Below are 22610 nucleotides of genomic sequence, written 5' to 3'. Positions count from 1 at the left end.
TCATCTCCAGTGTTGATGGACTTTAGGGCAAGTAGCCCAAGCATAGTAGAAGTGTAGGGACTTGCTCATAATCCATCAAATGAATAATATTAATTCAGATATTCATACAGTGAATTTTAAATGAAGCTGCATCAGGTGGATCTCAATTTATTGTTGGCGTTTGACGCCTTGATGATCGAGCGCAATGTGACGCGCGCCGCGGCGCGGATTTTTCTCAGTCAACCGGCAATGAGCCATGCGCTAAATCGGCTTAGACAGACGTTGAACGATCCTTTGTTAGTGCGCACGCCCCAAGGAATGCTCCCTACAGCGCGTGCACTTTCATTACATACGAGCGTGCAGCAAGCACTTAAATTAATTGAGCAGCAATTGGACGCGCCCGAGCAGTTTGAAGCGGCAACCTCTAGTCGCAAGTTTGTCATCAGCACGACCGACTATGTTGAGTGTGTGTTGATCCCGCCACTGATTGCGAAGCTGAAGCAACTGGCGCCTGGCGTGCATATCGAGATTGAAATTCTGCGGGAAACCATTCCAGAAACTGAGTTGGCCAATGGTGATATCGATTTGGTACTCGGCTTTGATGAATATATGCAGGTGCCAGCCTATTTAGCGCGCGAGACATGGCTGACTGAGCCCTTGGTGGGGTTAGTGCGAAGCCAGCACCCATCCATTGCTGAGCAGATTAGCTTGCAGCAGTTAGTCGACACACCACAGGTATTTCATTCGCCGCTTGGCACCAACGAGTCGATTATCGACCGGTACCTAAAAACTCGCGGCTTGACGCGGCAAATTTCGGTCAATAGCCAGAGCTATATGTCAGCTGCAGCCATTGTCAGCCAAACTGACCACCTATTGGTGTTACCCAAACGCGTTGCTGACATGCTAACGGTCAGTGGCCAATTACGGCAGGTGGCGTTACCCGAAGATATGCCCAGCTATCATTTGAATTGCGTATGGCATCCGGTACATCAAGGTTTAGCTTCATTAAATTGGCTAAAAGGATTGATGCAGGGCTTAGTTCATCAGTAAGCTAAGAAAAATCAAGATATTGTCAGGAGCACAGGTGAGTCAGGTCGATATTAGTGTGGTCAAGGTGAATTATCGCCATCCTAAACAAGGGGCTGATCTGCTGCAGTTAATGCAACATTACGCCACCGATCCGATGGGCGGTGCCAAAGCTTTACCTGACAAGGTGATTGAACAACTGCTGCCAACCTTAGCGTCAACACCAACGGCGCTGAGTCTTTTGGCCTATCAAGGTGAGCGCGCTGTGGGGTTAGCCAACTGCTTTTTAGCATTCTCGACCTTTAATTGCGCGCCCATTCTCAATATTCATGATTTGGTGGTGCATAAGGGTATGCGCCGACAGGGGGTCGGGCAGCTGCTACTCACGGCAGCGACTCAGCATGCGAAAGCATTGGACTGCTGCAAAATAACGCTCGAAGTGCTGTCTGAAAATACTTCTGCCCGTGATGCTTATGTCAAAGCGGGCTTTGCGCCTTATCAACTGCGACCTGATACTGGCATCGCCGAGTTTTGGCAAAAACCGTTAACCTAAATTAAGGATGATACTGTGAAAAACATAGCAGGCATTTTGCTGTTGTTATCGTTAACCGCCTGTAACAGCAATACCCAAACACCCGTGTCGAGTGATCGTTGTGATGTCAGCAGTGATTATCAACTGGATTTTCAGCGGCTGGATGAAACCTTGCAGCAAATTGCGCATGGTAGTGGCTGCTTTATCGAGGCTGATTTAAATGAGATTGGTGCAGTCAAACCCAATGCCGTGATTGGACGTTATTCGGTGCTGCAAGCGGTTGAGCAGGCGATTGCTGGCAAGGGGCTAACCGTTAAACGCGATAAACAGAATGGATTAACAATAAGTAAAGCTTAGAAACGCTAAATGACAGGCAAAAAAAAAAGCCTCCACATACGCGAGGAGGCCAAATAAAAGCACTTCAGAGCCTCAAATTCTACCGATTTCCGGCCAAATGGCTCATGAATTAACGCCATGAATTCATGCTGGAAAGGCATGGCTTTATGGCGTTTATGAATTGTATGGAATAGTGCCGCTAATCACTATTTTTTCAACCAGTTACCACTGCCATCCTGCACCATATGACCTTTCTCCGCCTTGGCGATAATCTTTTTCGCGGCGAGTTTGGCAACGTCATCAACACTGATTCCATTTTTGGCGGCAATTTGTTGATAGGCTGCAGTGCGTTTGGCGTTGATCTCTTTCACCAGAGCGGTGACATCGGCGGAGGATTGTAACGGGGCGAGATAACCATTATTTTGTTCGCCAACCAACCCTTGGTCTTTCGCGGTTTGTAAATCGAGTGCCAAGGCGGCAAAGCTCAGAGTAATTGCAGTAATAAACGTGAGCAGTCGAAGTTTCATGGAGAGTTCCTTACAAGGTGCGTAGCACTAGAATAGTTCGTCGTTCGTCAGCAGATCGTCCAAGGCCTTATCTACCTTGATGCGAATTTCGTGCTCAATTTTGACATTAAGGTTAATCACAATAGGCTTATCTGGCGGCTCAATCTTTACCGTCGGGGTACAGCCCATCACTAGATAACTTGCTAATACTGATAACAGCACTATGTTCAATTTTTTCATCGCAGCTCCCTGTTTTACTGCATCGATGCTTCCAGCCCGGTTTGCAAACGATCACCTACGGTGAGGCTTTGCAATAGCTGCAGCAAATTTTCCTCGTGAGAATAGTTTAAGTGTACTGGCCGTTCAATGCCTTGGCCATGGCCTTTAATACTTAGCTGTATATGGGCATCTCCGTTTTCTGCCATATCTAATTGCCCCAATATCTCCTGATATTGCAGCCGTTGCATAAAGTTCAGCACGTAGTCCAAATAGGGTTGGCTGGTGCGCATCTGCTCAATGGTGGGCGTGTTGTGTACCTCAATCAGCCCCGGATCTCGCGCTGCTAAATGCCCGCCCGTGATGCTGATGCGTCGAGCTTTGATGGCCATTGGCAGAACACCGTCAAACACACCTGTGGCAGTAATCCCTTGCTGAGGGTGCTGCTGTAATAGCTGTTCAATATCCATTCCTCGAACTAACACAAATCCGTGCGACTCTCCGCTGAGATCAAAATTAAAGTCGGGAATCGTCAGCAGGCCTTGCAGCGCATTTGCCGACGCATTGAGATGTAATTGTGCGTCGCTAAAGCCGGGCAATAACCAGCTATCACTGACATGATTGGGCGCGGCTGGTGTAAAATCACCATTACCTGTGACGTCGATGTTGGTGACTAAAATGCCAGGATTAAAACTGTTAGCCGTCAGACTAAACTGCTGACAGCCGACACGACTGGCATCCAGCATTTTCGGTGCAACCTTTAACTGATAACGGCAGTCTGCGCTAAGCGTTAAACCGTCAAATGGCATCTGTTGATAATGGCCGCTAGCGTCACTTATTTCCGGTGCCACCGCGACATTCAAAGAAAACTGTTGCGGCTGCTGATGTAAATCGACCTTGGCTGTCAGCTTACTATTTCCCGTGAGTTGCCAGTCGGGTTGCCACTGAAGATTTTTCGCCGCAATTTGTTGCAGTGATGCCAGCGAGGTTTGCATTTGCCAAGTGGCGCTGAGCTGGTAACCCTCTTTTTGCGGCGTTAATTTATGCTGACTTGCTAAGGTCACATCGTCGATATGCCAGATTTCATCGCTGTTGAGTACGCTATTGTGCCAGTGTAATTGCTGTGCCAATTGCACACTGCGCAGGTTCAACAGGCTCTGTTCGTTAGCTCCTAACAAGGTCTTCTTCCGCTGTGCCACGTGTGGTTGTGCCGCGTTAATTGAGAGCTGGCTATCAAGTTGTTGCTGCATAAGCTGTGGCCACAAAGGCTGCTTGGTGGTGAGTGTCAGGCTTGAGACTGCAGGTAGCTGGAGATCCACTTGTTTGACACTAAATTGATAGGGGGCAAACACGCCCTGAAGTTGCTGCACCTGATTATGAGTTTGTGGCAGGCTCAGGGTGAATGTGCCGTGTTGCCATTCGATATTGGCGGCTTGTGTTTGCGTTGCGCTGAAGGCGCTAGCACTGACGCTGTTGCCCGCAAAACGTGCCATCAGTTGGCTCAGCTTGATATTGCTTTGCGGTGAGATTGTAAGCTTTCCCAATTGGCTGCTGCCATCCCAACGGGCATCACCTAAGAGCATGATATTGAGCATCTGGCTCTGCGCTGACCAATGTGTATCCATGGCATTAATGCCGCGCGGAAGCGCTAGCCCTAGCTGCCATTGGCCGCTCGCATTGAACTCATTGACCGATGCAGCAACGGGTAGGTTAAGTTCGCTGTTCGTGAGTGTTAGCGCGAGTTTGCTGTCGCTCGAGGTAAACCAATCAAACAAGGTTGGCGTTAGGATAAGCTTGGGAAGTTGCGCTTGGTAGTGGGTGCCATCACTTTTGAGTGTTAAACCTTGTTCAGCCATCAGTGACATGCCCAATGCTTGCTCTGCAGGCGCGTTAGCCGCAACGTTATCTTTAGGTATTTGAATCTGCTGTTGAACACGTGTGAGCAGAGCATCGAGTTGAGCTTGTTTGGCGGTGTCCAGCGCGAGTTGTTGTGTCCATGCCTGACGTTGCTCAGCTGTGAGCTGCAACGCCAGACTAAAAGGGGCTAGCGACGCATAGCTATCATTGCCTTGATTGCGATAGCGCAGCAACATAGCGCCTTGTGGGCAGTGGTCGGTCGACTCGCTATTCCCAGCGATTTCCAACATGGATGCCGCCGCGGCATCAAAAGCTATCCCAGGGTGTTGCCAACAAAGCTGGCCGTTCACACCACCATCTTTCAGCGTTAGGCGTAGTCCTGCTGATAATTCACCAGTTGCGCGGGCCGCGCCCATCAGCCAGTCTGGCGCCAGCCAAGGATAAGCATCTATCAGCGCTGTTGTTGCCGCTTGTTGATTGAGTGTGTCTTGCAATTGGTACAAGGTGGATAGCGTTAGGCTTGCTTGAAGCTGCCAGACGGCGGTGTTGAGATCTTTCGTCGGCAACTCGCCATCCAGCGCGAGTAAAGTGGCCGCCGTGTCGTCGATGGTCGTCAGTTGGCTGTGGAATTTTCCTTGCTCAGATAGCGTTAAGTTGGCAAGGTGAATCCCAGCAATAGGGGCCGTGCCTTGCAGCGTAATGCGGGTGTCGCCGAAATCAAGTGCAGGAAGATGACCAACGATGGGGAGCCACAAAGGCTCGGTGCTTTGCGACGGCAGTAATTGCGCCACTGGTACAGCAATGTTCGCATGTTGGTATCGTATTGTCGCAATGGCCTGACTTATTTGTTGGTAACGCTGTTCATTGGTTGGCAACTGATACCATTGCCACAGGCGGCTCAGCGTCATCGGCTGTGTTAACGACAGCGAAATAGCGTCAAAACGAAGACTATTCCCCGCATAGTCAAATGCCAGTTGCGGGATGTCGAGCGTCCGATTATCTGCAATGTGCCAGCTCAATGCATCAAAGCGAATATGGTAAGGCGTGAGATACTGATTCAGTTTAGGTAACAGCCAATCGGGCTGATGCCATAGATAACTGACGCAGGCAATTAGCAGCGCCAGCACAATGAGCATGCTAGCCGTTAGCCACAATAACATCCGTTTAAGGTAGCGCAATCCTAGCTCCAACCGCTTGGGGTGACTCAGTCTAACCAACGAATGCTGGTGCTGAGCGTGTGAGATTGTCCCGCTGCTAACGTCACCGCATCTTCCAGTACATTTGCCGCTTCCAGACATACCATCTGCAAGTAGTCGTCACCGTTAAAGCGCGACAGCCGTTGCGATTTGGCAATCCATGGATTCCACAATACGGCCGACGTACTGTTATTGCGACTGACCTCGATGGTGCCGAGTGGGCATTGCAGCCGTTGCACGGAGGCTAGCGAGGTATAGACCCGATCGGTTTCGCGGACAAAGCTGACCGTATCACCGTCTTGAGCATAGGGGCCCTCACCAAATTCAATATATTGGGCGCCGCTAAAGCCGCTTGCAATCAGTTGATGGATATCGCCGATAGGGAAATAGCTGTGTAGTGCTTGGGTGAGGGTGACGCTTTCGCTGCCAAGATTAATATTGGTCAAGTGTAGGCTCAAGGTTTCTGATAACACCACCTCAAGCTCGACGCGCGTATCATGCGACCAATATTGACGTTCAAACTGGCTAGTTGGCAGGGTGAATTTGAGTGTCACCACTTCGTCCTCAACCTGCGTGCCAATCCAATCCCACACTTTATTGCGAGCGAAACCATGAGCAGGCCAATCTTTATTGGGATGATTGCCAAACCATGGCCAGCACACCGGAATACCACCGCGGAGTCCACCGGTGCCCGGTTGATATTCGTCGGCACTTGATACCCACAACAGTGGCGCTTTAGCTGTCGGCGCAAAATACTCAACTTGCGCACCTTGTAAGAAAATCCGCGCTTCGCAACGCTCGGAATTGATCTGTAGATATTCCAGCCCATTGGCATGAACCATTTGGCGAATGCTAGCCATGAGATTGCCCTCAAATCATTGGCACAGTGAATGGGCTATAGCTTAACTGGTTTTACGTTACGATTTAAGTTGTTATCGGCAATGCTGTTCAAGTTGAATATTTTCTGCAACACTGCCGCAACCATTCACGGGAGAACTGCAATATGGATTTGAATTACGACGCCAATAATATCTTCGCGCGCATTATTCGTGGTGAGTTGCCTGCCATAAAAGTCTATGAAGATGATTTTACCTTGGCCTTTATGGACATTATGCCGCAGATGCCGGGACATCTTCTGGTACTGCCAAAAGTGCCAGCGGTGACACTTTATCAATTGCCTGATGATGCCGCGACCGCCGTATTACAGACACTAAAAAAAGTGGGTAAGGCGCTTGAACAGGCGATGGGCGTTGATGGTAGCAGTGTATTTCAACATAACGGCAGTTACGCCGGTCAAACCGTGCCTCATCTGCATTTCCATTTGGTGCCTGGCCCGTTAAAAGCGCTAAAAGCGCATGCCAGCGAAAAAATGGACAGTGACCAATTAGACGCTATCGCCGAGCGTATCCGCCGCGCTATTGCTAACCCTGCGGTCTAATCGGCAGTGGTGATACTGGCTTGCGATTAAAAGTGCGATCCAGCACCTTTTGTAACTAAGCTCAGCTCACACAACGCGCATTAGCTTTCTACAATGGTGACATTAGCCGTAACGATTAAGAGGGCGACAATGACGACCAAATTTACCGTTGAGCAATCCATGCGTGAACACACTACCGCGGAACGCATTATCTGGTGTGCAGCCAATGATGAGTGTGATTATGTGGTGATGAAGGATGATGAAGAAGTGCACTTTACTCACTTCTCAGAGCCGGGACGGCTAAAGTTACTGCGCGCCGCAGCACCGATCAATTCGGCAGAAGCGTTGCTCTCGTTCGCTGAGCATGATTACGCTGAGCGGGTTCAGGCCTTGTATCAATGATTGGCCTTGTGGCAATAAAAAAGCACCGTTCAACGGTGCTTTTTTATTGGTGAATTACGACAAACAGCTATAACCGCTGATTAGCCGACAAACTTGCTGGCGATAGCCGCAACGCGGGCACCATAGTTACGCGCGGTAACTAAATCACCTTCTGGGATCACTTCTGCGCCAGCGTCAGAAGGGGATTGCACTAAAACCCCAACAGAGGCCCCCAAGTTGTTTTCATCGTTACGGGTCGCAGCTTGGGTATTGGCTGGCAATACGCCCAAACTTACCCAAATGCCACCGTGCTGTGACGCCAAGGTTTGCAGATATTGCAGCGTTACTTGTTTGTCTCCGTTAAGGCTGGCGGAGTTGGTGAAACCACCAAAGACTTTGTCTTTCCATGCTTGGGTGAACCAAGCTTTAGACGTGGCATCAGCAAACTTTTTAAATTGCCATGGCGCGCCGCCCATATAGGTAGGGGCACCGAAGATGATGGCATCGGCTTTAGCAAGGCTGTCAAAGTCTGCATCAGTGATATCGCCTTCAGGGCTGATTGCAATCAGTTGAGCCTTCGCGCCATCTGCGACATATTCAGCTACGCGTTTGGTGTGTCCATAACCTGAAAAATAAACCACTACGGTATTCGCCATAAAATCCTCTCTTACTACTGTGAATGATCTGAGGCCGTCCAATGGCTGGGCAGCAACATAATGGATGGGTAAATAGTATATTTTGGAAACCAGGTTTACAATTAGGGAGAAAAAAGTGCGTTAGTTACCTGGAGGAAACTATGACAGCGCTGAACCGCTACAACGTCTACGCGCGCAGCTGCCCGGCGAGACAGTGCTTTGAGCGTCTGGCAGAACGATGGGTAGTCTTGATTATCGGTTTGTTACGGGATGGCGAAGCACGGCGTTTTAATGAGATAAAACGTCAGGTTGATGGTATCTCCCAAAAAGTATTGTCACAGAAACTCAAGCAGTTAGAGCGAGATGGCATGATTGCCAGACAGGTGTTTGCCACCATGCCAATCACTGTTGAATATCAGCTGACCTCGCTTGGATTATCTTTTGCTGACACCATTGAATTGGTCGGGCAGTGGGCTGAGAGCAACGTTGAACAGATGCTGCACTCACAGCAGCAATATGACCAACGGCAACAGGCTGAAAAATCTAAAACGCCCTAACGGCAGATGAACCAATTAGGGCGTTTTTGAGAAAAATGACACCAGACTACTTACCGCTCAAGTCGATACGATATTCGGCAAATCCGTTGGCATTACTGCCCACTTTCGTCATCGGTCTTCTGTGGTTAGCGTTGACGAAGTCGTTGGCCTTATCACTGTCTTGTGTCGAAAAGCGAATATCCAGCGTTGTATCGCTGTTAATATCCGCAAAATCCCAGTTGTTGTCCGCTTGCGGGTTCACCTTGCCCGCGAACCCCCCTTTGCCGTCGGCACGCGACATCATGCTGATGTAATCAACTAACGCCTTGCGATTGGTGTCAGGCAATTCCATTACCACATGATCGGCACCGGTACCCGCAAATTTGCCACCAAAGGCACGGTAGTTATTGGTGGCCACAATAAACTGCATTTTTGCCAGTGCTGCACCCGTGATCAGATTACCGTCACCATCTTGGTAACTCAGATGGGTGATGCGCACAGCATTGGGGTTTTGTAACTGACAATCGCTATCAAACTTACTCGGTTGTGTCACATCAATGCGATAGCTCACGCCGTCAATAACATCAAAGTTATAGGTGGGATGGTTAAAGTTAATTAACGGCTGTGGCGCGCTGCTATGCGGATCAATTTGATTGAACTGATTAGCGGAACATTCCAGCCAGTCTTTGAGTTCTGCACCGTTAATTTTTACCGCCACTAACGTGTTGGGATACAGGTACAGATCTGCAGCATTTTTAAAGGTTAACAACCCCTTACTGACTTCAATATATTGATTGGCGTCATTAGCCGAGGCTTGCCGGGCACCCGCTTTAAACGGTGCAGCAGCTGAGAGCACGGGGAGGTCATGTAACTCAGGTGGCAGCATTTGCGCCACTTTTGCATGCTGCGCATCGGCGACAATTTGCACCGATGGATCATCCTGCACTTGCGACAGGAAACTGTACATATCCTCACTTGCACGGCCGATAGGGCGCGACATAAACGCAATAGTACCTTGATGTTCTGCCGCTACCGCCTGATGAATATGTCCATCGGCCGTTACCAGCGGTTTGCGATTTTTACCATCAAAAATCGGTACCGCTTTGGCACTGGCATCAGTGACCTGCCATTGGCCATTGTTAAGCGTTAAAGTGAGATCCACTTGTCCCATATTATCGCCCCAACGACCCGGCATGACCGCAGGAATGCCATTCATTAAGCCTTTTTCAACGTCAGTATTGGGCAAGCCTTGGTAACGAGCAGCGGGGAAAACAGAATGGCTATGACCAAATAAAATGGCGTTGATACCAGCTACGCGAGTCAACGCATACACGGCGTTTTCGGCATTGGGATCGCCGGGGTTTTCGCTAGAGCCAATACCTGAGTGTGGCACCGCAATAATGATGTCAGCACCTTTGGCCTTCATCTCTGGCACCAGTTTTTGCGCGGTCAACAGAATGCTCTCAGCGCGGACTTTATCGCGCAGGTTTTGCTTATCCCAAAGCATAATTTGCGGCGGCACAAAGCCAATATAGCCGATATTGAGTGTATGCTGCTGGCCGTCGCTGTCCACCACTTGGGTCGGCTTAATGACATAAGGAGTGAACAGGTGGTCACCGCGTTTTTTGCCATCCCAACACTCGGCAGCGTCACAATAGACGTTAGCGTTAATGTAGGGAAACTTAGCGCCACTCAGTGACTGATGCAAAAAATCTAAACCGTAGTTAAATTCATGGTTGCCGATGTTGCCCACGGCATAATCTAAGGTGTTCATCGCCTTATAGACCGGATGAATGTCACCCTTGTCGATACCATGATGCGCTACATAATCGCCCATTGGGCTGCCTTGCAACAAATCGCCATTGTCGACTAACACGCTATTGCTGGCGCTATCACGAGCGGCTTTGATTAAACTCGCGGTGCGTGCCAAGCCGATAGTGGGATCTTCTTTGTCCGCATAATAGTTGTAATCCATGATATTGGTGTGCAGATCTGAGGTTTCTAACACGCGCAGATGCACTTCCGCTTTTGCAAAAGCGTTAGCGGCAAAACCAGCTCCCACAAGGGTGGTAAGCAATGACATGGCAAAAAAGTTGTTACTGGCCATAAAGCACCTTGATAACCATAGAAAGCAAAAGTTGCCATAGTGTGCCGTGCGAAGCCGCGTCTGTGAAACATTATTAAGTCGATTAGGCAGAATTTTTGTAACAGTTGCCCTGATTGAATAGCGTTTGTCCTGTGCTGACAACTGATGCTTAGGCACATAACAAGATAATGAAAAATATGCTTTTTCTGTTTTTATTCTGAGCGGGATGACGCAAAACCTCGGTTTTGCGCGCAAAATGCAGAAATTCTTACAACTCTGTCATTGTTTCCGGTAAGCAAAAGTTGCTATGGTTTGCAGCGGTTTAAACTGGATTACCGCCGCCGCTGAACTCACTACTCAGCATTTCCATAATGAAGCGGTAACCTGCCTGACACAAATGGAGTCAAGATGCGTAAAACTTTAATTGCGACTGCGATCGGTGCATCGCTGGTTTTGAGTGCTTGTGGCGAATCAAAAGCCCCAGTAGCCGAAACTAAAGCACCAGTAGCTCAAACCAAAGCAGCAGCGCCTGCGACCGCTGAAAACGTACTGCTTAGCAAGAGCCCACTCGATTACGAAGCGCCACAATACGATAAAATCACTGTGAGCGACTTCCTGCCAGCATTTGATGCAGGGCTGAAACAACACAACGAACAAATTCAAGCGATCATCGACAACAGTGAAGCACCAAGCTTCGATAACACAATTGTTGCGATGGAAAAAAGTGGTGTAATCCTTGACCGTACTTTGCGCGCATTCTTCCAATACTCTGGCCTGTTGTCTAACGACGCGGTACAGAAACTGGAAGCGGACATCATGCCGCGTCTGACCGAACATTCAGACAATATTTACATGAATCCAAAGCTGTTTGAGCGTGTTAAAGCGATTTATGACGCCAAAGAGCAACTGACAGATCCAGTTGATCAGCGCTTGGTTGAACACTATTACACTGACTTTGTTCGCGCTGGCGCTAAGTTGTCAGATGCAGATAAAGCCACACTGCGTGAGTTGAATGGCGAACTGTCAAAACTGTCGACTGAGTTCGGCCAAAACATCCTCAAGTCATTTAAAGACGATACCATTCTGGTGACTGACAAAGCCCAGTTGGCGGGTTTAAGTGATGATGAAATCGCCGCGTTGGCGGATGCAGCGAAAAAAGCCGGTAAAGAAGGCTATCTGATCACTCTGGTGAACACGACTCGTCAACCGATATTGATGAGCCTGGATAACCGCGAACTGCGTCAAAAAATCTGGGAAACCTCTGCCAACCGTGCCAAAGCCGATAACGGCCCAATCGTGATCAAAGAAGCTGAGCTGCGTGCTGACAAAGCCAAACTGCTGGGCTATGCCACTTGGGCAGATTACAAACTGGCTGATCAGATGGCCGGTAAGCCAGACGCCGTATTTGGCATTCTGGATGACTTAGCACCTAAAGCGGTTGCTAAAGCCAAAGTAGAAGCGGCTGATATTCAAAAAGAAATCAAAGCTGAAGGCGGCGATTTCGAGCTGAAGCCGTGGGATTGGAACTACTACGCTGAGAAAGTCCGTAAGGCGAAATACGATTTGGACGAAAGCCAAATCAAACCTTACTTTGAATTCAATACCGTATTGAATGACGGCTTGTTCTTCGCCATGAACAAACTGTATGGCATCAGCTTTAAACCGCGTCCTGACTTGCCAGTATGGGAAGAGAACGTTAAAGCATGGGAAGTCCATGATAAAGATGGCAGTGTCATCGGTCTGTTCTATCTCGATCCTTATGCGCGTACCGGTAAAAACGGTGGTGCGTGGATGGATGAGATTGTGACCCAGAACTTCCTCAAAGGTCAGAAGCCTGTCGTTTACAACGCACTTAACATTCCAAAACCAGCCGCTGGCCAACCGACATTGTTGACCTTCGATGAAGTGTCGACCATGTTCCACGAATTTGGCCACGGTATTCACGGTCTGTTCTCACAAGTGAAATACCCAAGTCTGGCGGGCACCTCAACCGCGCGTGACTTTGTAGAATTCCCTTCACAAGCGAACGAAGACTGGGCAATCGACCCTGCAGTGTTGGCGAACTACGCTAAGCACTATAAAACAGGCGAACCAATTCCGGCAGAATTGCTGAAGAAAATTCGCGCTGCCGCAAGCTTTAACCAAGGTTACAACACAGTTGAATACTTGGGCGCGGCACTGCTCGATATGGAATGGCACTCAATCAAGCCAGGTACTGAAATCGAAGATGCGCAAGCCTTTGAAGCCAAAGCGCTGGCGAAACACGGTCTGGACTACGCGCCAATCATGCCACGCTACCGTTCAACTTACTTCAGCCATGCTTTCTCGGGCGGCTACAACGCAGGTTACTATGCTTACCTGTGGACCGAAGTATTTGCCGCAGACTCATTTGAGCACATGATGGAAATGGGTGGTCTGAAGCAAGAAAATGGTGATAAATATCGTGAAGCGGTATTGTCCAAAGGCAATAGCCAAGACTTGATGCAAGATTACATCAACTTCCGTGGTCATAAACCAACGGTTGATGCACTGTTGAAACGTCGTGGCTTAGTTAACTAAGCCTTGAAGAAAAGAGTGTGAACTAATTTTGCGTTAGTTCATTACGCTTTTTGTTTAAAAACACTCGCTTTTGCGAGTGTTTTTTTATGTGTGAAATTTGGCAATTTCAGATTGGGTTTGTTGGTGTTGCTGGTGGATTTGTTTTTTGGCCGATTGGCCATGGCGTGGCTTTTTTAGCGTGGTGCGCTAAATCGCCTGCAGGTCTATTGGTTGTCTTTGGCTTTAGAAGCGCTTAGCAATTCGTCTGTAGATATACACATTTGCTGGTTTTTCTATTGTGTTCAGGCAGATATGTGCTTAGATTGAATCAAATTTTTTATGGAAACGCACATTCTGCGGCACGAAATTATGACGTTATGTCGTCAAATATACTCTTATATTTTTATTCATAGAACAGGAAAAACCAATGGCTCATATACCAGAAGAAGCACATGTTGTTGCCTACTATTTGGCAAAATTCCCAGATTCTTATAAAAATCTTGAACCTAATAAAAATATGACGAGTTTACTTATTAGTTACTCTCGATTCTTTTGTATGCCAGATAGCTCATTGAAAAGACTGAGAGATGAGTACGATGCTTTTTTTCCACATAGAGCAGGATATAAAGGTGCGGATAAGAGGGGATCTCGTATAAAGGTCCATATGTCTCTAAATAATTTAAGTGAGTCTGAGTTGCACGATAGAGTGCTAACTATTGTAAATGAAGATTCCGCTGTAATACCTGAAGTAGAAACTAATGCATCTTTGTTGGAAGGAAAATGTGTCAAAATTTTAGTCAATAAATTTGAACGGAATCGGTATGCGCGAGCTGCTTGTCTCGAACATTATGGCTTCAAGTGTCAATGCTGTTTAAATAATATGAAGGACATTTATGGTTCAATCGCTGAAGGCCTCGTTGAGGTACACCATATCACACCTATTTCTGAAATCGGTGTTGATTATCAAATTGATCCAATCGCTGATTTAGTCCCCTTGTGCCCTAATTGTCATCGAGTCGTGCACAAACGAAATCCGCCTTATACAGTCGAGGAAGTGAGATCAGCGTTAAAAAATATAACAAGTCGCTCAAATTGATCGCTAACATTTGGCATTATTGGTTTGGCGAATTTTTGTGATTACGGTGTTAAAGTTAAGTTTTGTATTACGTCAGCTGCGATTCCTAGTTAGCATTGGTATGATTCAGATGTTCGATCTGTTTGCTATTTTATTCAAGTTTTTGTAAATGAATAAGAAATTTATTCATTAAAGGTGCTAAATTCTATAGTGGAAGAAAAGTGATATGGGATGGATGGAATTATTGATGAATTTATAAATGGTTCGTTTTTTACGATAGTAAATTATAGGTGATGATACTATATGGATGAACATTTAAATGAGATTGATTCACTAAAACCACTTGAAGAAATATTTAGTGTGGATCCTAGGAATAAACACTATGACATTAAAGAATGGCATTTGAAATTGTCTGAAATCTCATTGAATGCAAATACTCCAATTGAAGTGAAACAATTGTTCGAGAATGCAAAGAATATCGCATTGTTTACTTATTTCTCGTACAGGTTGCATCAATCAGCGGAGACAATTGCATACAGTGCACTTGAGCAAGCATTGAAAATGAAGTTTGAGCAAGAACGAGGCAACATTAATTTTGAAAAGAAACCTAGACGACTAGAACACTACATGAATATAGCTCTTGAACAAGGGTGGATTACAGATGAAGGTTATGAATCGTCTAGAAACATCGCTATTAGTAGGGTAGAGCATCGGAAAATTTCAGAATTAATGAAGAGTGAAAGCTTGAAAGAGGGCGTTGAAATTCCTGTTCCAGAGCCATCTGAAATTGAAGTACTCGAAGAAATGAAGTCTATGCGGATTGCTGAACGTCATCTTCATACAGGGCGTCACATCAGAAACTCCCTCGTGCATGAGTACAGCGGCTAAGCTCCTACCTCATTTGGAACATTGAGGCGTATTGCCGAGGGAATTAATCAGCTATTTTAAGAAGTTTTCTAGAAAGTGGTTACGAGGAAATAACAATGTTTGGCTGTGTTAAGGCCTGAGAAAACTAGACCACTCTGTACTCACAGGATTGCACCTAAATTCCCAGCACATACGGGGCAGTGGCCGTCGCCAGCATGGATGCTGGCGTCGAGCTTACAGGGATGTATCCACAGCGTGCCACTGAACTGTATGTGCATTGCCCACCGCAGGTGATTAACTACCTCAATCATTCATACACTGCGAAAGTGATATGGAACATAAAGCATAATCAGTGAGCGCGTACCGCCGCGCGTTGCGGTAATAGTACTAATAGCACCACGATGGCGCTGATAAGCGTGATGCTTGCGCCATAACGGCTTAAGTCGAGACCGCCATTGGCAATCGGCTTGTCGAGCCAATCACCCACCACGGCACCTAATGGTCGGGTTAAGACAAAAGCAGCCCAAAATAATAGCGTGCGTGACACTGCAGTGAATTTATACAGCGCTAGCAACAGCAACATTAAGCCACCGAAAATTTCTGCCGCCGCAAGATAGCCAAGCCCCTCTGTATCGGCTACCCAATCGCCTAGCGCGGTCCCCAAGGTTTGCGACATCATAATGGTGACCCAATAGAAGGTTTCAGCACTAGGAGTGTTCACCGAGCCAACATCAACCCTGCCTAAGGTGAAATACCAGGCCAGTATTGAAACTGCCAATAATGTCAGCAGTAGCGCGCTACCTCCGGCGTAACCAATGCCGAGTGAACGGGTACAAAAATCGGCAATGGTGGTGCCGACGGTTGTTGAGGCTATAATGGCAATCCAATAGCGCGTTGCTTGAAACTCGGCAGCACGGATCTGCCAATATACGGCTGCGACAAATACCATCAGGAAAATAGCACTGCTGACGAGATAGCCAAGATTCATCGACATTGAGACGGCATCTCCGCCAGTTTCTCCAAGCGTGGTGGCGAGCACTTTTATCAGCCAGAAACCTAAGGTCACGGCAGGGACTTTTACAAGGGCTTGCTGAGTCGTCATGGGCATATCTCCTGCATTGCGCTTCACTTCACGCTGGTAAAGAGCAGAATGAACTCTGATGGTGTTATTGACTGTGGCGATGATTGCTTAACTTTTCGTTAAGAGGTGCCAATGTGGCGCTATCTGCAATTTGATGCTGTCGTTGGTAGCCCTTTAGCCGGGATTACATCCGCAAGTTTGTCGATAGCGGTTGCGTTTTTGCGACCAGTACGCACTTTGAACAATCCTTGTTGCAGAGATGTCGTTTTGTTGCTAAGTTGTTAATGTTGTAAGGGAGTTGACGAAATAGGATATGGCTGGATTCGTCATTTACGGAATAAATATATAAGGACATATTATGCTCCAACGGATGCTCATTTTGTTACTGGCGGCCTTAACAATGTCATGCAGTAGCGATTCAGATGATACAACCCAACAAACCCTCAAGTTTTTGTCATATAAGCAGCCATGTGTGGCTACATCTCAACAACTTTGCTTACTGGCTGCAAATACCAGTTCTCCAACGTATTTCTATGATGCCATTGCGGGGTTTGAATTTGTTTGGGGGCACAGTTACGAGTTAACGGTGGATGTCACCACTATCAAAAATCCGCCAGCGGATGGTTCATCAATGTCATATGAGTTGGTTAATGTTGTCTCTGATGTTGAAGATGCCGTTGGCACTGCTTATCCGTACGATTTGGTTGAAATGATGGCGTCAACGATTACCAAGCAAGGTGATGTTTACTATTTCTTAGGGCAACCATTTAACTGCAGTGCTGATGCCGACTGTGATGGTCTGGTGGCAATGAATAATAGTGGTGGTTTAGTGAATCTGGCGTTTGAATACGCGGGTGATGGCAACATCACCTTGACTGGCTGGAACTAAGTTCTCAGTTTGGCCGCAGCAAAGAATAAAAAAGCGCTTTGGGTGAAGGTCCAAAGCGCTTTTTGCTGTTTGAGAGATGTAATCGCGTGGGCGATTAATAACGGATCATCACTGATTTCAGCTCGGTGTAGTCTTCGATAAAGGCTGCGCCGTATTCACGGCCGATACCTGAACCTTTGGCGCCGCCGAATGGTACGCTTGGATCAACGATGGTGTGCATGTTCACCCACACAGTACCGGCTTCCACTTGTGGCACTAAGCGCAGGGCTTTGGACAAATCGTGAGTCCAAATGGATGCGGTTAAGCCATAAGGAGTGTCGTTCATTTCGCGAATAAGTTCTTCTTCGGTGTCGTAAGTAGCCAGGGTGGCTACTGGGCCGAACACTTCTTCACGCCATGAGGCGTTTTCCAATGATTTTGGACGGATCACGGTAGGTTTGACGTAGAAGCCTGGGCGGTCGTAGGTTTCACCGCCAACCACAAAGCGGTCGCCTTGGGCGCTGGCAGTTTCAAACGCTTCAATCACTTTCTTGTATTGACCTTCGGTCGCTACGGGGCCGAATTGCGCGTTTTCATCCATTGGATCGCCAGCTTCAATGCCTTCTAAGCGTTCACGAATGGCGGCTTCAACCGCATCGATTTGGCTGGTGTGCACGAGGAAACGTTCAGCTGAAGCACAGATTTGGCCGGTGTGCATAAAGCCTGCTTCAAACATGCCGTTGACGATCTCTTCCACGCTCATATCGGGCAGGAAGCCTGCGGCGTTTTTACCACCGAGTTCCAGTGTTACGTGTTTCAAGTTTGCTTTCATGGCGGCATCGGCAATGATGTGGCCAGTGCGAACGGAGCCTGTCAGTGACACTTTGGCGATACGGTCGTCAGGAATGATTTGGTCGCCCAAACGGCCGGGGCCGTTAATCACGTTCAATACACCGTCTGGCAAACCCGCTTCTTTACCCAATTCAGCTACGCGCAGCAGCGAGAATGGGGTCGGTGAGGCAGATTTCAGCAACGCGGTGTTACCGGTGGCTAAGGCTGCGCCCAGTTTCCAGATAGGGATCATTACTGGGAAGTTCCACGGAATGATACCGAATACCACGCCCAAAGGTTCGCGCAGGGTCATGGCAGTGTATTTTTCGCCATTGGCGGATGGCACCGATGGTGTCAGGGTTTGGCCTGCAATTTTGGTCGCCCAACCAGCGTAGTAACGCAGGAATTTTGCCGCCCAACCCACCTCAATCATGCGTGACAGCGACAGCAATTTGCCAGATTGCAGGGTTTCTAGCTGTGCAATCTCTTCGCCATGTTGTTCAATCAAGTCAGCAAAACGCAGCAAAATACGTTCTTTTTGTGCTGGGGTAGTTTCCGCCCATTCACCTTTGAAGGCAGCGTGCGCAGAGGCAATTGCTTGCTCTACTTCTTCAGGCGTTGCACGGGCAACGGTGCTAACCAGTTCACCGTTAGCAGGGTTGCGGATCTCTTCACGGTCGGTGGCTGAGCCAGGCACAGCTTTACCATTGATGAAGTGACCTTGTTGACGCGCAAGAAACGCTTTGACTTCAGGAAGTAGCTCTACAGTAGCCATAATAAAATGTCCTTATCGTCTAAAAATTTATTTCACTGCTAATTCAGCTTCGGCTTCGCGCGCTTTGGCGGCAGGTTTGGCTGTTTTAGCTTTTGCAGCCAGCGTTTGGCTGCCAAGTGGGTCTTTCACACCACAAATCAAGTCACTGGCTTTTTCAGCAATGGCGATGGTTGGGGCGTTGGTGTTACCACTTGGAATGTGTGGCATTACCGAAGAGTCAGCTACACGTAAGCCTTTAATGCCGTGTACGCGCAGCTCTGGGTCAACCACTGAAGTGGCTGGGTCTTGGCCGATACGGCAAGTACCGACTGGGTGATACACAGTGCGTGATACGCGGCGTACATATTCTTCGATGGCGGCATCGTCATCGGCGCTACAGGTTGGGTTAAATACTTCAACCACGTGTTCTTTCAGTGCGGGTTGTTCAAAGAATTTCAGTGCCAGTTTGGTGGCGCGGATTTGGCCTTGAACGTCTTCCTCTTTTTCCAAATAAGCGGCACGAATACGTGGCAACTCTTCTGGATTGGCGGAGCGAATTTCCACTTCACCACGTGATTTTGGTTGTAGGTGACCGGTTTTAATGGTTACACCGTGGGTACGACCTTTTTGGTTCAAATCTGGGTCATCCCAAGTATCAAGAATTGGCAGGAAGTGGAACTGCACATCAGGTTTGCCTGAGCCGGTACTGTCGATAAAGGCAAATGCTTCCAAAATAGGTGAGGTCAACACACCTGAGCGGCTAAATACCCATTCGATACCGTGGCCGAGCGCTTTCAAACCTTTGTCTTGGCCGTACAAAGAGATAGGTTCTTTGATGGTGGCGTTGACTGACATGTGCAAGTGGTCGTGGAAGTTTTTGCCGACTGGCAGTTCCAGTTTTTGTTTTACGCCAGCACGTTTCAGTACATCGGCTGGGCCAACACCTGACAGTTGCAGCACTTTGGCAGAACCAATCGCACCAGCGGAGACAATCACTTCTTGTTTGGCTGTGGCGGTAATCTCTTTGCCGTGCACTTTGTAAGTCACGCCGGTAGCGCGGCCATTTTCAATTTCTACCCGTGACACCATGGCGTTGAGCTCAAGGGTCAGGTTTTTATCATCGCGCACTTGTTTCAGATAAGTGCGGGCTGTTGATGCACGTTCACCGTTGTGCGTAGTGGTTTGATAGAAACCAACACCTTCCATACGGGCACCGTTGTGGTCAACGATGTAGTCATAACCGGCTTGTTGGCCAGCGCGCACGAACGCATCACTCATTGGGTGACGATAGCGGTTTTCAGACACGAACAGTTGGCCTTTGTTGCCGTGGTATTCGTCAGCCATCGCTTCATTGTTTTCGGCTTTTTTGAAGTAGTGCAGCATGGTGTCGCCGTTCCAGCCTGCTGCGCCGAATTCGTTTTCCCATGCATCGTAGTCAGAGCGTTGACCGCGCACATACACCATACCGTTGATGGATGAACCGCCACCCAGTACGCGACCTTGCAGCACATCCATGTTGCGGTTTTGGGTGTAAGGTTCTGGTTCAGCCATGTAAGGCCAAGATTTTTTAGGGATTACCAAGGCCATGCCGCCTGGGGCTTTAATGAACAGGTTATTGTCGTTACCGCCAGCTTCCAGCAGCAGCACTGTGCCTTTTTTACGGGTTAATAGGTTGTATGCAATAACACATCCGGCAGAGCCGGCGCCGACGATGATGTAGTCATATGAATTGGTAGTCATAACTTCATTCCTTTGATGGGCGCAAAGCGCGACAAAATTAATGTTAGGTTTGCCGATATCCATCGGTGCACTGCAATTCCCGTAATTGATATTCGATGATTGAAGATCTTATTTAAAATAGCTTTGCGCTATTGTTACGGGCCATTTGGAATATTGGCAGGTATTCGGTGTAAATATCTTAATCCCAAAAAAATGTGATCTCAAACACCTTTTTTAAGCATTGATATTAAGTTTGGTAGTAAATGAGTGCGTATTAACTGATTAAGTTTTAACAAATATTTTTCATTCAATGGCTAACTGTTGCATTTAATTGTTTAAACCATTCTGTTTTTTGCATTGCCAATTTACCTATAAGATTTCATAGATGTTAGGTATTGCTGTTTTTCGGCTTGAGATATTGATGTATGAAAGCAGTTTATCTCATGTGGAGTGCAATATCGTATTGATGGCTTTGTGTAGAAATTACGCGGTTATCGACGTTAAGCATTATCCTTTTTCGCCAAGGATTTGCCATGCCTTATCTTTTAAGTAATTAATTTCAATTGGTTTATTGTGCGTTATGACTGACGGAGGCATAGTTGAAGTTCAGAAGGCTTACCAAAAATGCGACCGCGATAATAGCGGTGATATGACATTTCTCGAGCATATTTATATCACTTGGTATCGTGGTGCTTTTAATGTCATTCTCGTTAATCTTTAACTGAACCTGTCTTGCAGTATTCACCATGGGAACTGTTAGATATGTCAGCTGTTATTTAACCGTTTTTCAACAAAAATCGTTATTGTTTATAGAGAAAATTTTTAATTAGTATCATTAATTATTTTTTAATTTGTAACGTGGCGACTATTAACATTTCTCATTTTGAAATTTGCCGTTGCTATATTTAAGATTAATACCGATTAATACTTAAAAAGTATGTTTCAATACTTTTTAAGTTGTCATGTTGATATAACGGATAAATATTTTTCACACTATTGTTGTTTAAATGCCGCCATCAGTATTTCTGCCTGATGAATGAATCGCTGTGTGAGTTAGCTCGCACAGCACCCATTACAAGCTATTGAATTGCATTCACTACTTTGAGCTGAACGCCAAAAGTAATACAATTGGCAAAATTTTTCCCGTAATAGGCAGGTTGAGAATGACGATTGCAACAAACAGCCCGTTAGTAGAACAGCGCGCCGACCCATTTGTGTACAAGCACACCGATGGCTTTTATTACTTCACTGGCTCAGTTCCTACATACGACCGTATCGAATTACGCCGCGCAAAAACCTTAGCGGGTTTGCAAACCGCCGAGACGTTTGATGTGTGGTTTAAGCATGATGCCGGCCCAATGAGCCGCCATGTTTGGGCGCCAGAGATCCATTATCTGGATGGCAAATGGTACATCTACTTTGCTGCAAGCCAAGAAGATGATATCTGGGCACTGCGTCCTTATGTATTGGAATGCCAAGGCCAAGATCCATTGAATGATGAATGGCTTGAGCTGGGCATGATGCAAGCGGCCGATGGTGATAACAAATCGTTTATCGACTTCTCGCTCGATGCCACCATCTTTGAAAACCAAGGTAAGCGTTATTTCTGCTGGGCAGAGAAAACCGGCGGCCAGTTTGCCGCATCGAACCTGTATCTGGCTGAGATGGAATCACCGATTAAGCTGAAAACCACGCAGTTTATGTTGACCACCCCAGATTACGATTGGGAACGGGTGGACTTTTGGGTGAATGAAGGCCCGGCAGTACTGAAACACGACGGCAAAATTTTTATTACTTTCTCGGCCAGTGCCACCGGTGCGTGCTATTGCATGGGCTATATGGAAGCGGATGAAAACTCAGATCTGCTGGACCGTAACTCCTGGAAGAAAACCCGCCAGCCAGTACTCGGCACCGACTACGACAAGAAAATCTATGGCCCCGGCCATAACAGCTTCACCGTAGCTGAAGATGATGTGACGCCGCTGTGTATCTATCACGCGCGTGATTACGAAGAAGCCGTTGGCGACCCAGCGGTAGTACCCAAAACCGATACACGTCCGTTGGAAGAGATCAAGAAAGACCCGCTTTACGATCCAAACCGTCATGCGCGCGTGTTAGAAGTGAAGTTCGACGCTGACGGCAAACCGTTATTCGAGCTTTATTAAGTCAGTCGA

20 protein-coding genes are annotated in these 22610 nt (G+C 47.4%); 11 read left to right on the top strand and 9 right to left on the bottom strand.

Annotation, left to right across the window (positions count from 1 at the left end; all coding sequences use genetic code 11):
- Nucleotides 1-120: 120 nt before the first annotated feature.
- From HR45_RS14530 to HR45_RS14520, 3 genes are read left to right on the top strand one after another with little or no spacing between them, the layout of a single operon-like run.
- Nucleotides 121-1029, top strand: a complete 909-nt coding sequence (locus HR45_RS14530) for a LysR family transcriptional regulator (RefSeq protein ID WP_037444302.1) — start codon at nucleotides 121-123, stop codon at nucleotides 1027-1029.
- A 34-nt stretch (nucleotides 1030-1063) separates the two neighbouring features.
- Nucleotides 1064-1558 carry a GNAT family N-acetyltransferase gene (locus HR45_RS14525; protein ID WP_052074763.1) on the top strand — a complete coding sequence of 165 codons (495 nt, stop codon included), beginning with the start codon at nucleotides 1064-1066 and terminating at the stop codon, nucleotides 1556-1558.
- 15 nt (nucleotides 1559-1573) lie between these two features.
- Nucleotides 1574-1894, top strand: a complete 321-nt coding sequence (locus HR45_RS14520; protein WP_052074762.1) for an STN domain-containing protein — start codon at nucleotides 1574-1576, stop codon at nucleotides 1892-1894.
- A 185-nt stretch (nucleotides 1895-2079) separates the two neighbouring features.
- On the opposite strand, the gene HR45_RS14515 is transcribed toward HR45_RS14520, so the two are convergent.
- From HR45_RS14515 to HR45_RS14500, 4 genes are read right to left on the bottom strand one after another with little or no spacing between them, the layout of a single operon-like run.
- On the bottom strand, nucleotides 2080-2400 hold the full coding sequence (locus tag HR45_RS14515; RefSeq protein WP_037444295.1) for a YdbL family probable chaperone protein: 321 nt from the start codon (nucleotides 2398-2400) through the stop codon (nucleotides 2080-2082).
- A gap of 27 nt (nucleotides 2401-2427) precedes the next feature.
- Nucleotides 2428-2619, bottom strand: a complete 192-nt coding sequence (locus HR45_RS14510; RefSeq protein ID WP_037444293.1) for a YnbE family lipoprotein — start codon at nucleotides 2617-2619, stop codon at nucleotides 2428-2430.
- A 14-nt stretch (nucleotides 2620-2633) separates the two neighbouring features.
- The gene (locus HR45_RS14505) at nucleotides 2634-5630 is read right to left on the bottom strand and encodes an intermembrane phospholipid transport protein YdbH family protein (RefSeq protein ID WP_162180660.1); all 2997 of its coding nucleotides are present in this window, start codon (nucleotides 5628-5630) and stop codon (nucleotides 2634-2636) included.
- A gap of 26 nt (nucleotides 5631-5656) precedes the next feature.
- A complete protein-coding gene (locus HR45_RS14500; RefSeq protein WP_037444288.1) occupies nucleotides 5657-6508 on the bottom strand; it encodes a D-hexose-6-phosphate mutarotase in 852 nt (283 codons plus the stop codon).
- Nucleotides 6509-6651: 143 nt separating this feature from the next.
- Here HR45_RS14500 and HR45_RS14495 point away from each other — a divergent pair, with 143 nt between their 5' ends.
- Together HR45_RS14495 and HR45_RS14490 are read left to right on the top strand one after the other, a co-directional pair.
- Nucleotides 6652-7086 (top strand): HIT family protein, encoded by a 435-nt coding sequence (locus tag HR45_RS14495; protein ID WP_241461135.1) that lies wholly within the window; start codon nucleotides 6652-6654, stop codon nucleotides 7084-7086.
- A gap of 129 nt (nucleotides 7087-7215) precedes the next feature.
- A complete protein-coding gene (locus HR45_RS14490; protein ID WP_037444286.1) occupies nucleotides 7216-7467 on the top strand; it encodes a hypothetical protein in 252 nt (83 codons plus the stop codon).
- 80 nt (nucleotides 7468-7547) lie between these two features.
- Here the strand turns inward: HR45_RS14490 and HR45_RS14485 are convergent, their stop codons facing one another.
- Nucleotides 7548-8102 (bottom strand): flavodoxin family protein, encoded by a 555-nt coding sequence (locus HR45_RS14485; protein ID WP_037444283.1) that lies wholly within the window; start codon nucleotides 8100-8102, stop codon nucleotides 7548-7550.
- A gap of 140 nt (nucleotides 8103-8242) precedes the next feature.
- Between HR45_RS14485 and HR45_RS14480 the strand changes: the two genes are divergently transcribed.
- Nucleotides 8243-8638 (top strand): winged helix-turn-helix transcriptional regulator, encoded by a 396-nt coding sequence (locus tag HR45_RS14480; protein WP_037444280.1) that lies wholly within the window; start codon nucleotides 8243-8245, stop codon nucleotides 8636-8638.
- Nucleotides 8639-8684: 46 nt separating this feature from the next.
- On the opposite strand, the gene HR45_RS14475 is transcribed toward HR45_RS14480, so the two are convergent.
- Nucleotides 8685-10700 carry a bifunctional 2',3'-cyclic-nucleotide 2'-phosphodiesterase/3'-nucleotidase gene (locus HR45_RS14475; RefSeq protein WP_430742027.1) on the bottom strand — a complete coding sequence of 672 codons (2016 nt, stop codon included), beginning with the start codon at nucleotides 10698-10700 and terminating at the stop codon, nucleotides 8685-8687.
- Between the two features lie 411 nt (nucleotides 10701-11111).
- Here HR45_RS14475 and HR45_RS14470 point away from each other — a divergent pair, with 411 nt between their 5' ends.
- The 3 genes from HR45_RS14470 (at nucleotide 11112) to HR45_RS14460 (ending at nucleotide 15204) form a co-directional block, all read left to right on the top strand.
- Entirely contained in the window at nucleotides 11112-13262 is a 2151-nt protein-coding gene (locus HR45_RS14470; protein WP_037444279.1) for a M3 family metallopeptidase, read from the top strand.
- A 406-nt stretch (nucleotides 13263-13668) separates the two neighbouring features.
- Nucleotides 13669-14337 carry an HNH endonuclease gene (locus tag HR45_RS19095; protein WP_052074760.1) on the top strand — a complete coding sequence of 223 codons (669 nt, stop codon included), beginning with the start codon at nucleotides 13669-13671 and terminating at the stop codon, nucleotides 14335-14337.
- A 282-nt stretch (nucleotides 14338-14619) separates the two neighbouring features.
- The gene (locus tag HR45_RS14460; RefSeq protein WP_037444277.1) at nucleotides 14620-15204 is read left to right on the top strand and encodes a hypothetical protein; all 585 of its coding nucleotides are present in this window, start codon (nucleotides 14620-14622) and stop codon (nucleotides 15202-15204) included.
- Nucleotides 15205-15532: 328 nt separating this feature from the next.
- Here HR45_RS14460 and HR45_RS14455 read toward each other — a convergent pair whose 3' ends face one another.
- Nucleotides 15533-16285 (bottom strand): COG4705 family protein, encoded by a 753-nt coding sequence (locus HR45_RS14455; RefSeq protein ID WP_241461134.1) that lies wholly within the window; start codon nucleotides 16283-16285, stop codon nucleotides 15533-15535.
- Nucleotides 16286-16622: 337 nt separating this feature from the next.
- Here HR45_RS14455 and HR45_RS14450 point away from each other — a divergent pair, with 337 nt between their 5' ends.
- Complete coding sequence (locus HR45_RS14450) at nucleotides 16623-17153, top strand: DUF4377 domain-containing protein (RefSeq protein WP_037444271.1); 531 nt, start codon at nucleotides 16623-16625, stop codon at nucleotides 17151-17153.
- A 94-nt stretch (nucleotides 17154-17247) separates the two neighbouring features.
- Here the strand turns inward: HR45_RS14450 and HR45_RS14445 are convergent, their stop codons facing one another.
- Both HR45_RS14445 and HR45_RS14440 read right to left on the bottom strand, forming a co-directional pair.
- On the bottom strand, nucleotides 17248-18738 hold the full coding sequence (locus HR45_RS14445; RefSeq protein WP_037444270.1) for an aldehyde dehydrogenase family protein: 1491 nt from the start codon (nucleotides 18736-18738) through the stop codon (nucleotides 17248-17250).
- A gap of 27 nt (nucleotides 18739-18765) precedes the next feature.
- Nucleotides 18766-20457 (bottom strand): GMC family oxidoreductase, encoded by a 1692-nt coding sequence (locus HR45_RS14440; RefSeq protein WP_063355114.1) that lies wholly within the window; start codon nucleotides 20455-20457, stop codon nucleotides 18766-18768.
- A 1142-nt stretch (nucleotides 20458-21599) separates the two neighbouring features.
- On the opposite strand from HR45_RS14440, the gene HR45_RS14430 reads away from it, so the two are divergent.
- Entirely contained in the window at nucleotides 21600-22601 is a 1002-nt protein-coding gene (locus tag HR45_RS14430) for a family 43 glycosylhydrolase (RefSeq protein ID WP_037444264.1), read from the top strand.
- Nucleotides 22602-22610: the final 9 nt, after the last annotated feature.

Origin of the sequence: Shewanella mangrovi (assembly GCF_000753795.1) — a bacterium.
Classification (GTDB): Bacteria; Pseudomonadota; Gammaproteobacteria; order Enterobacterales; family Shewanellaceae; genus Shewanella; species Shewanella mangrovi.
Note: the sequence above shows the minus strand (reverse complement) of the source record. Positions and strands in the feature narration are given on the sequence as shown.

What these genes read in the sequence shown, in the direction of transcription:
- HR45_RS14460 (WP_037444277.1), top strand. Translation starts at nt 14,620, where the DNA reads ATGGATGAACATTTAAATGAGATTGATTCACTAAAACCACTTGAAGAA.
- HR45_RS14440 (WP_063355114.1), bottom strand. Translation starts at nt 20,457, where the DNA reads ATGACTACCAATTCATATGACTACATCATCGTCGGCGCCGGCTCTGCC.
- HR45_RS14430 (WP_037444264.1), top strand. Translation starts at nt 21,600, where the DNA reads ATGACGATTGCAACAAACAGCCCGTTAGTAGAACAGCGCGCCGACCCA.
- HR45_RS14510 (WP_037444293.1), bottom strand. Translation starts at nt 2,619, where the DNA reads ATGAAAAAATTGAACATAGTGCTGTTATCAGTATTAGCAAGTTATCTA.
- HR45_RS14445 (WP_037444270.1), bottom strand. Translation starts at nt 18,738, where the DNA reads ATGGCTACTGTAGAGCTACTTCCTGAAGTCAAAGCGTTTCTTGCGCGT.
- HR45_RS14515 (WP_037444295.1), bottom strand. Translation starts at nt 2,400, where the DNA reads ATGAAACTTCGACTGCTCACGTTTATTACTGCAATTACTCTGAGCTTT.
- HR45_RS14485 (WP_037444283.1), bottom strand. Translation starts at nt 8,102, where the DNA reads ATGGCGAATACCGTAGTGGTTTATTTTTCAGGTTATGGACACACCAAA.
- HR45_RS14455 (WP_241461134.1), bottom strand. Translation starts at nt 16,285, where the DNA reads ATGACGACTCAGCAAGCCCTTGTAAAAGTCCCTGCCGTGACCTTAGGT.
- HR45_RS14495 (WP_241461135.1), top strand. Translation starts at nt 6,652, where the DNA reads ATGGATTTGAATTACGACGCCAATAATATCTTCGCGCGCATTATTCGT.
- HR45_RS14490 (WP_037444286.1), top strand. Translation starts at nt 7,216, where the DNA reads ATGACGACCAAATTTACCGTTGAGCAATCCATGCGTGAACACACTACC.
- HR45_RS14530 (WP_037444302.1), top strand. Translation starts at nt 121, where the DNA reads ATGAAGCTGCATCAGGTGGATCTCAATTTATTGTTGGCGTTTGACGCC.
- HR45_RS14480 (WP_037444280.1), top strand. Translation starts at nt 8,243, where the DNA reads ATGACAGCGCTGAACCGCTACAACGTCTACGCGCGCAGCTGCCCGGCG.
- HR45_RS19095 (WP_052074760.1), top strand. Translation starts at nt 13,669, where the DNA reads ATGGCTCATATACCAGAAGAAGCACATGTTGTTGCCTACTATTTGGCA.
- HR45_RS14450 (WP_037444271.1), top strand. Translation starts at nt 16,623, where the DNA reads ATGCTCCAACGGATGCTCATTTTGTTACTGGCGGCCTTAACAATGTCA.
- HR45_RS14470 (WP_037444279.1), top strand. Translation starts at nt 11,112, where the DNA reads ATGCGTAAAACTTTAATTGCGACTGCGATCGGTGCATCGCTGGTTTTG.
- HR45_RS14500 (WP_037444288.1), bottom strand. Translation starts at nt 6,508, where the DNA reads ATGGCTAGCATTCGCCAAATGGTTCATGCCAATGGGCTGGAATATCTA.
- HR45_RS14475 (WP_430742027.1), bottom strand. Translation starts at nt 10,700, where the DNA reads ATGTCATTGCTTACCACCCTTGTGGGAGCTGGTTTTGCCGCTAACGCT.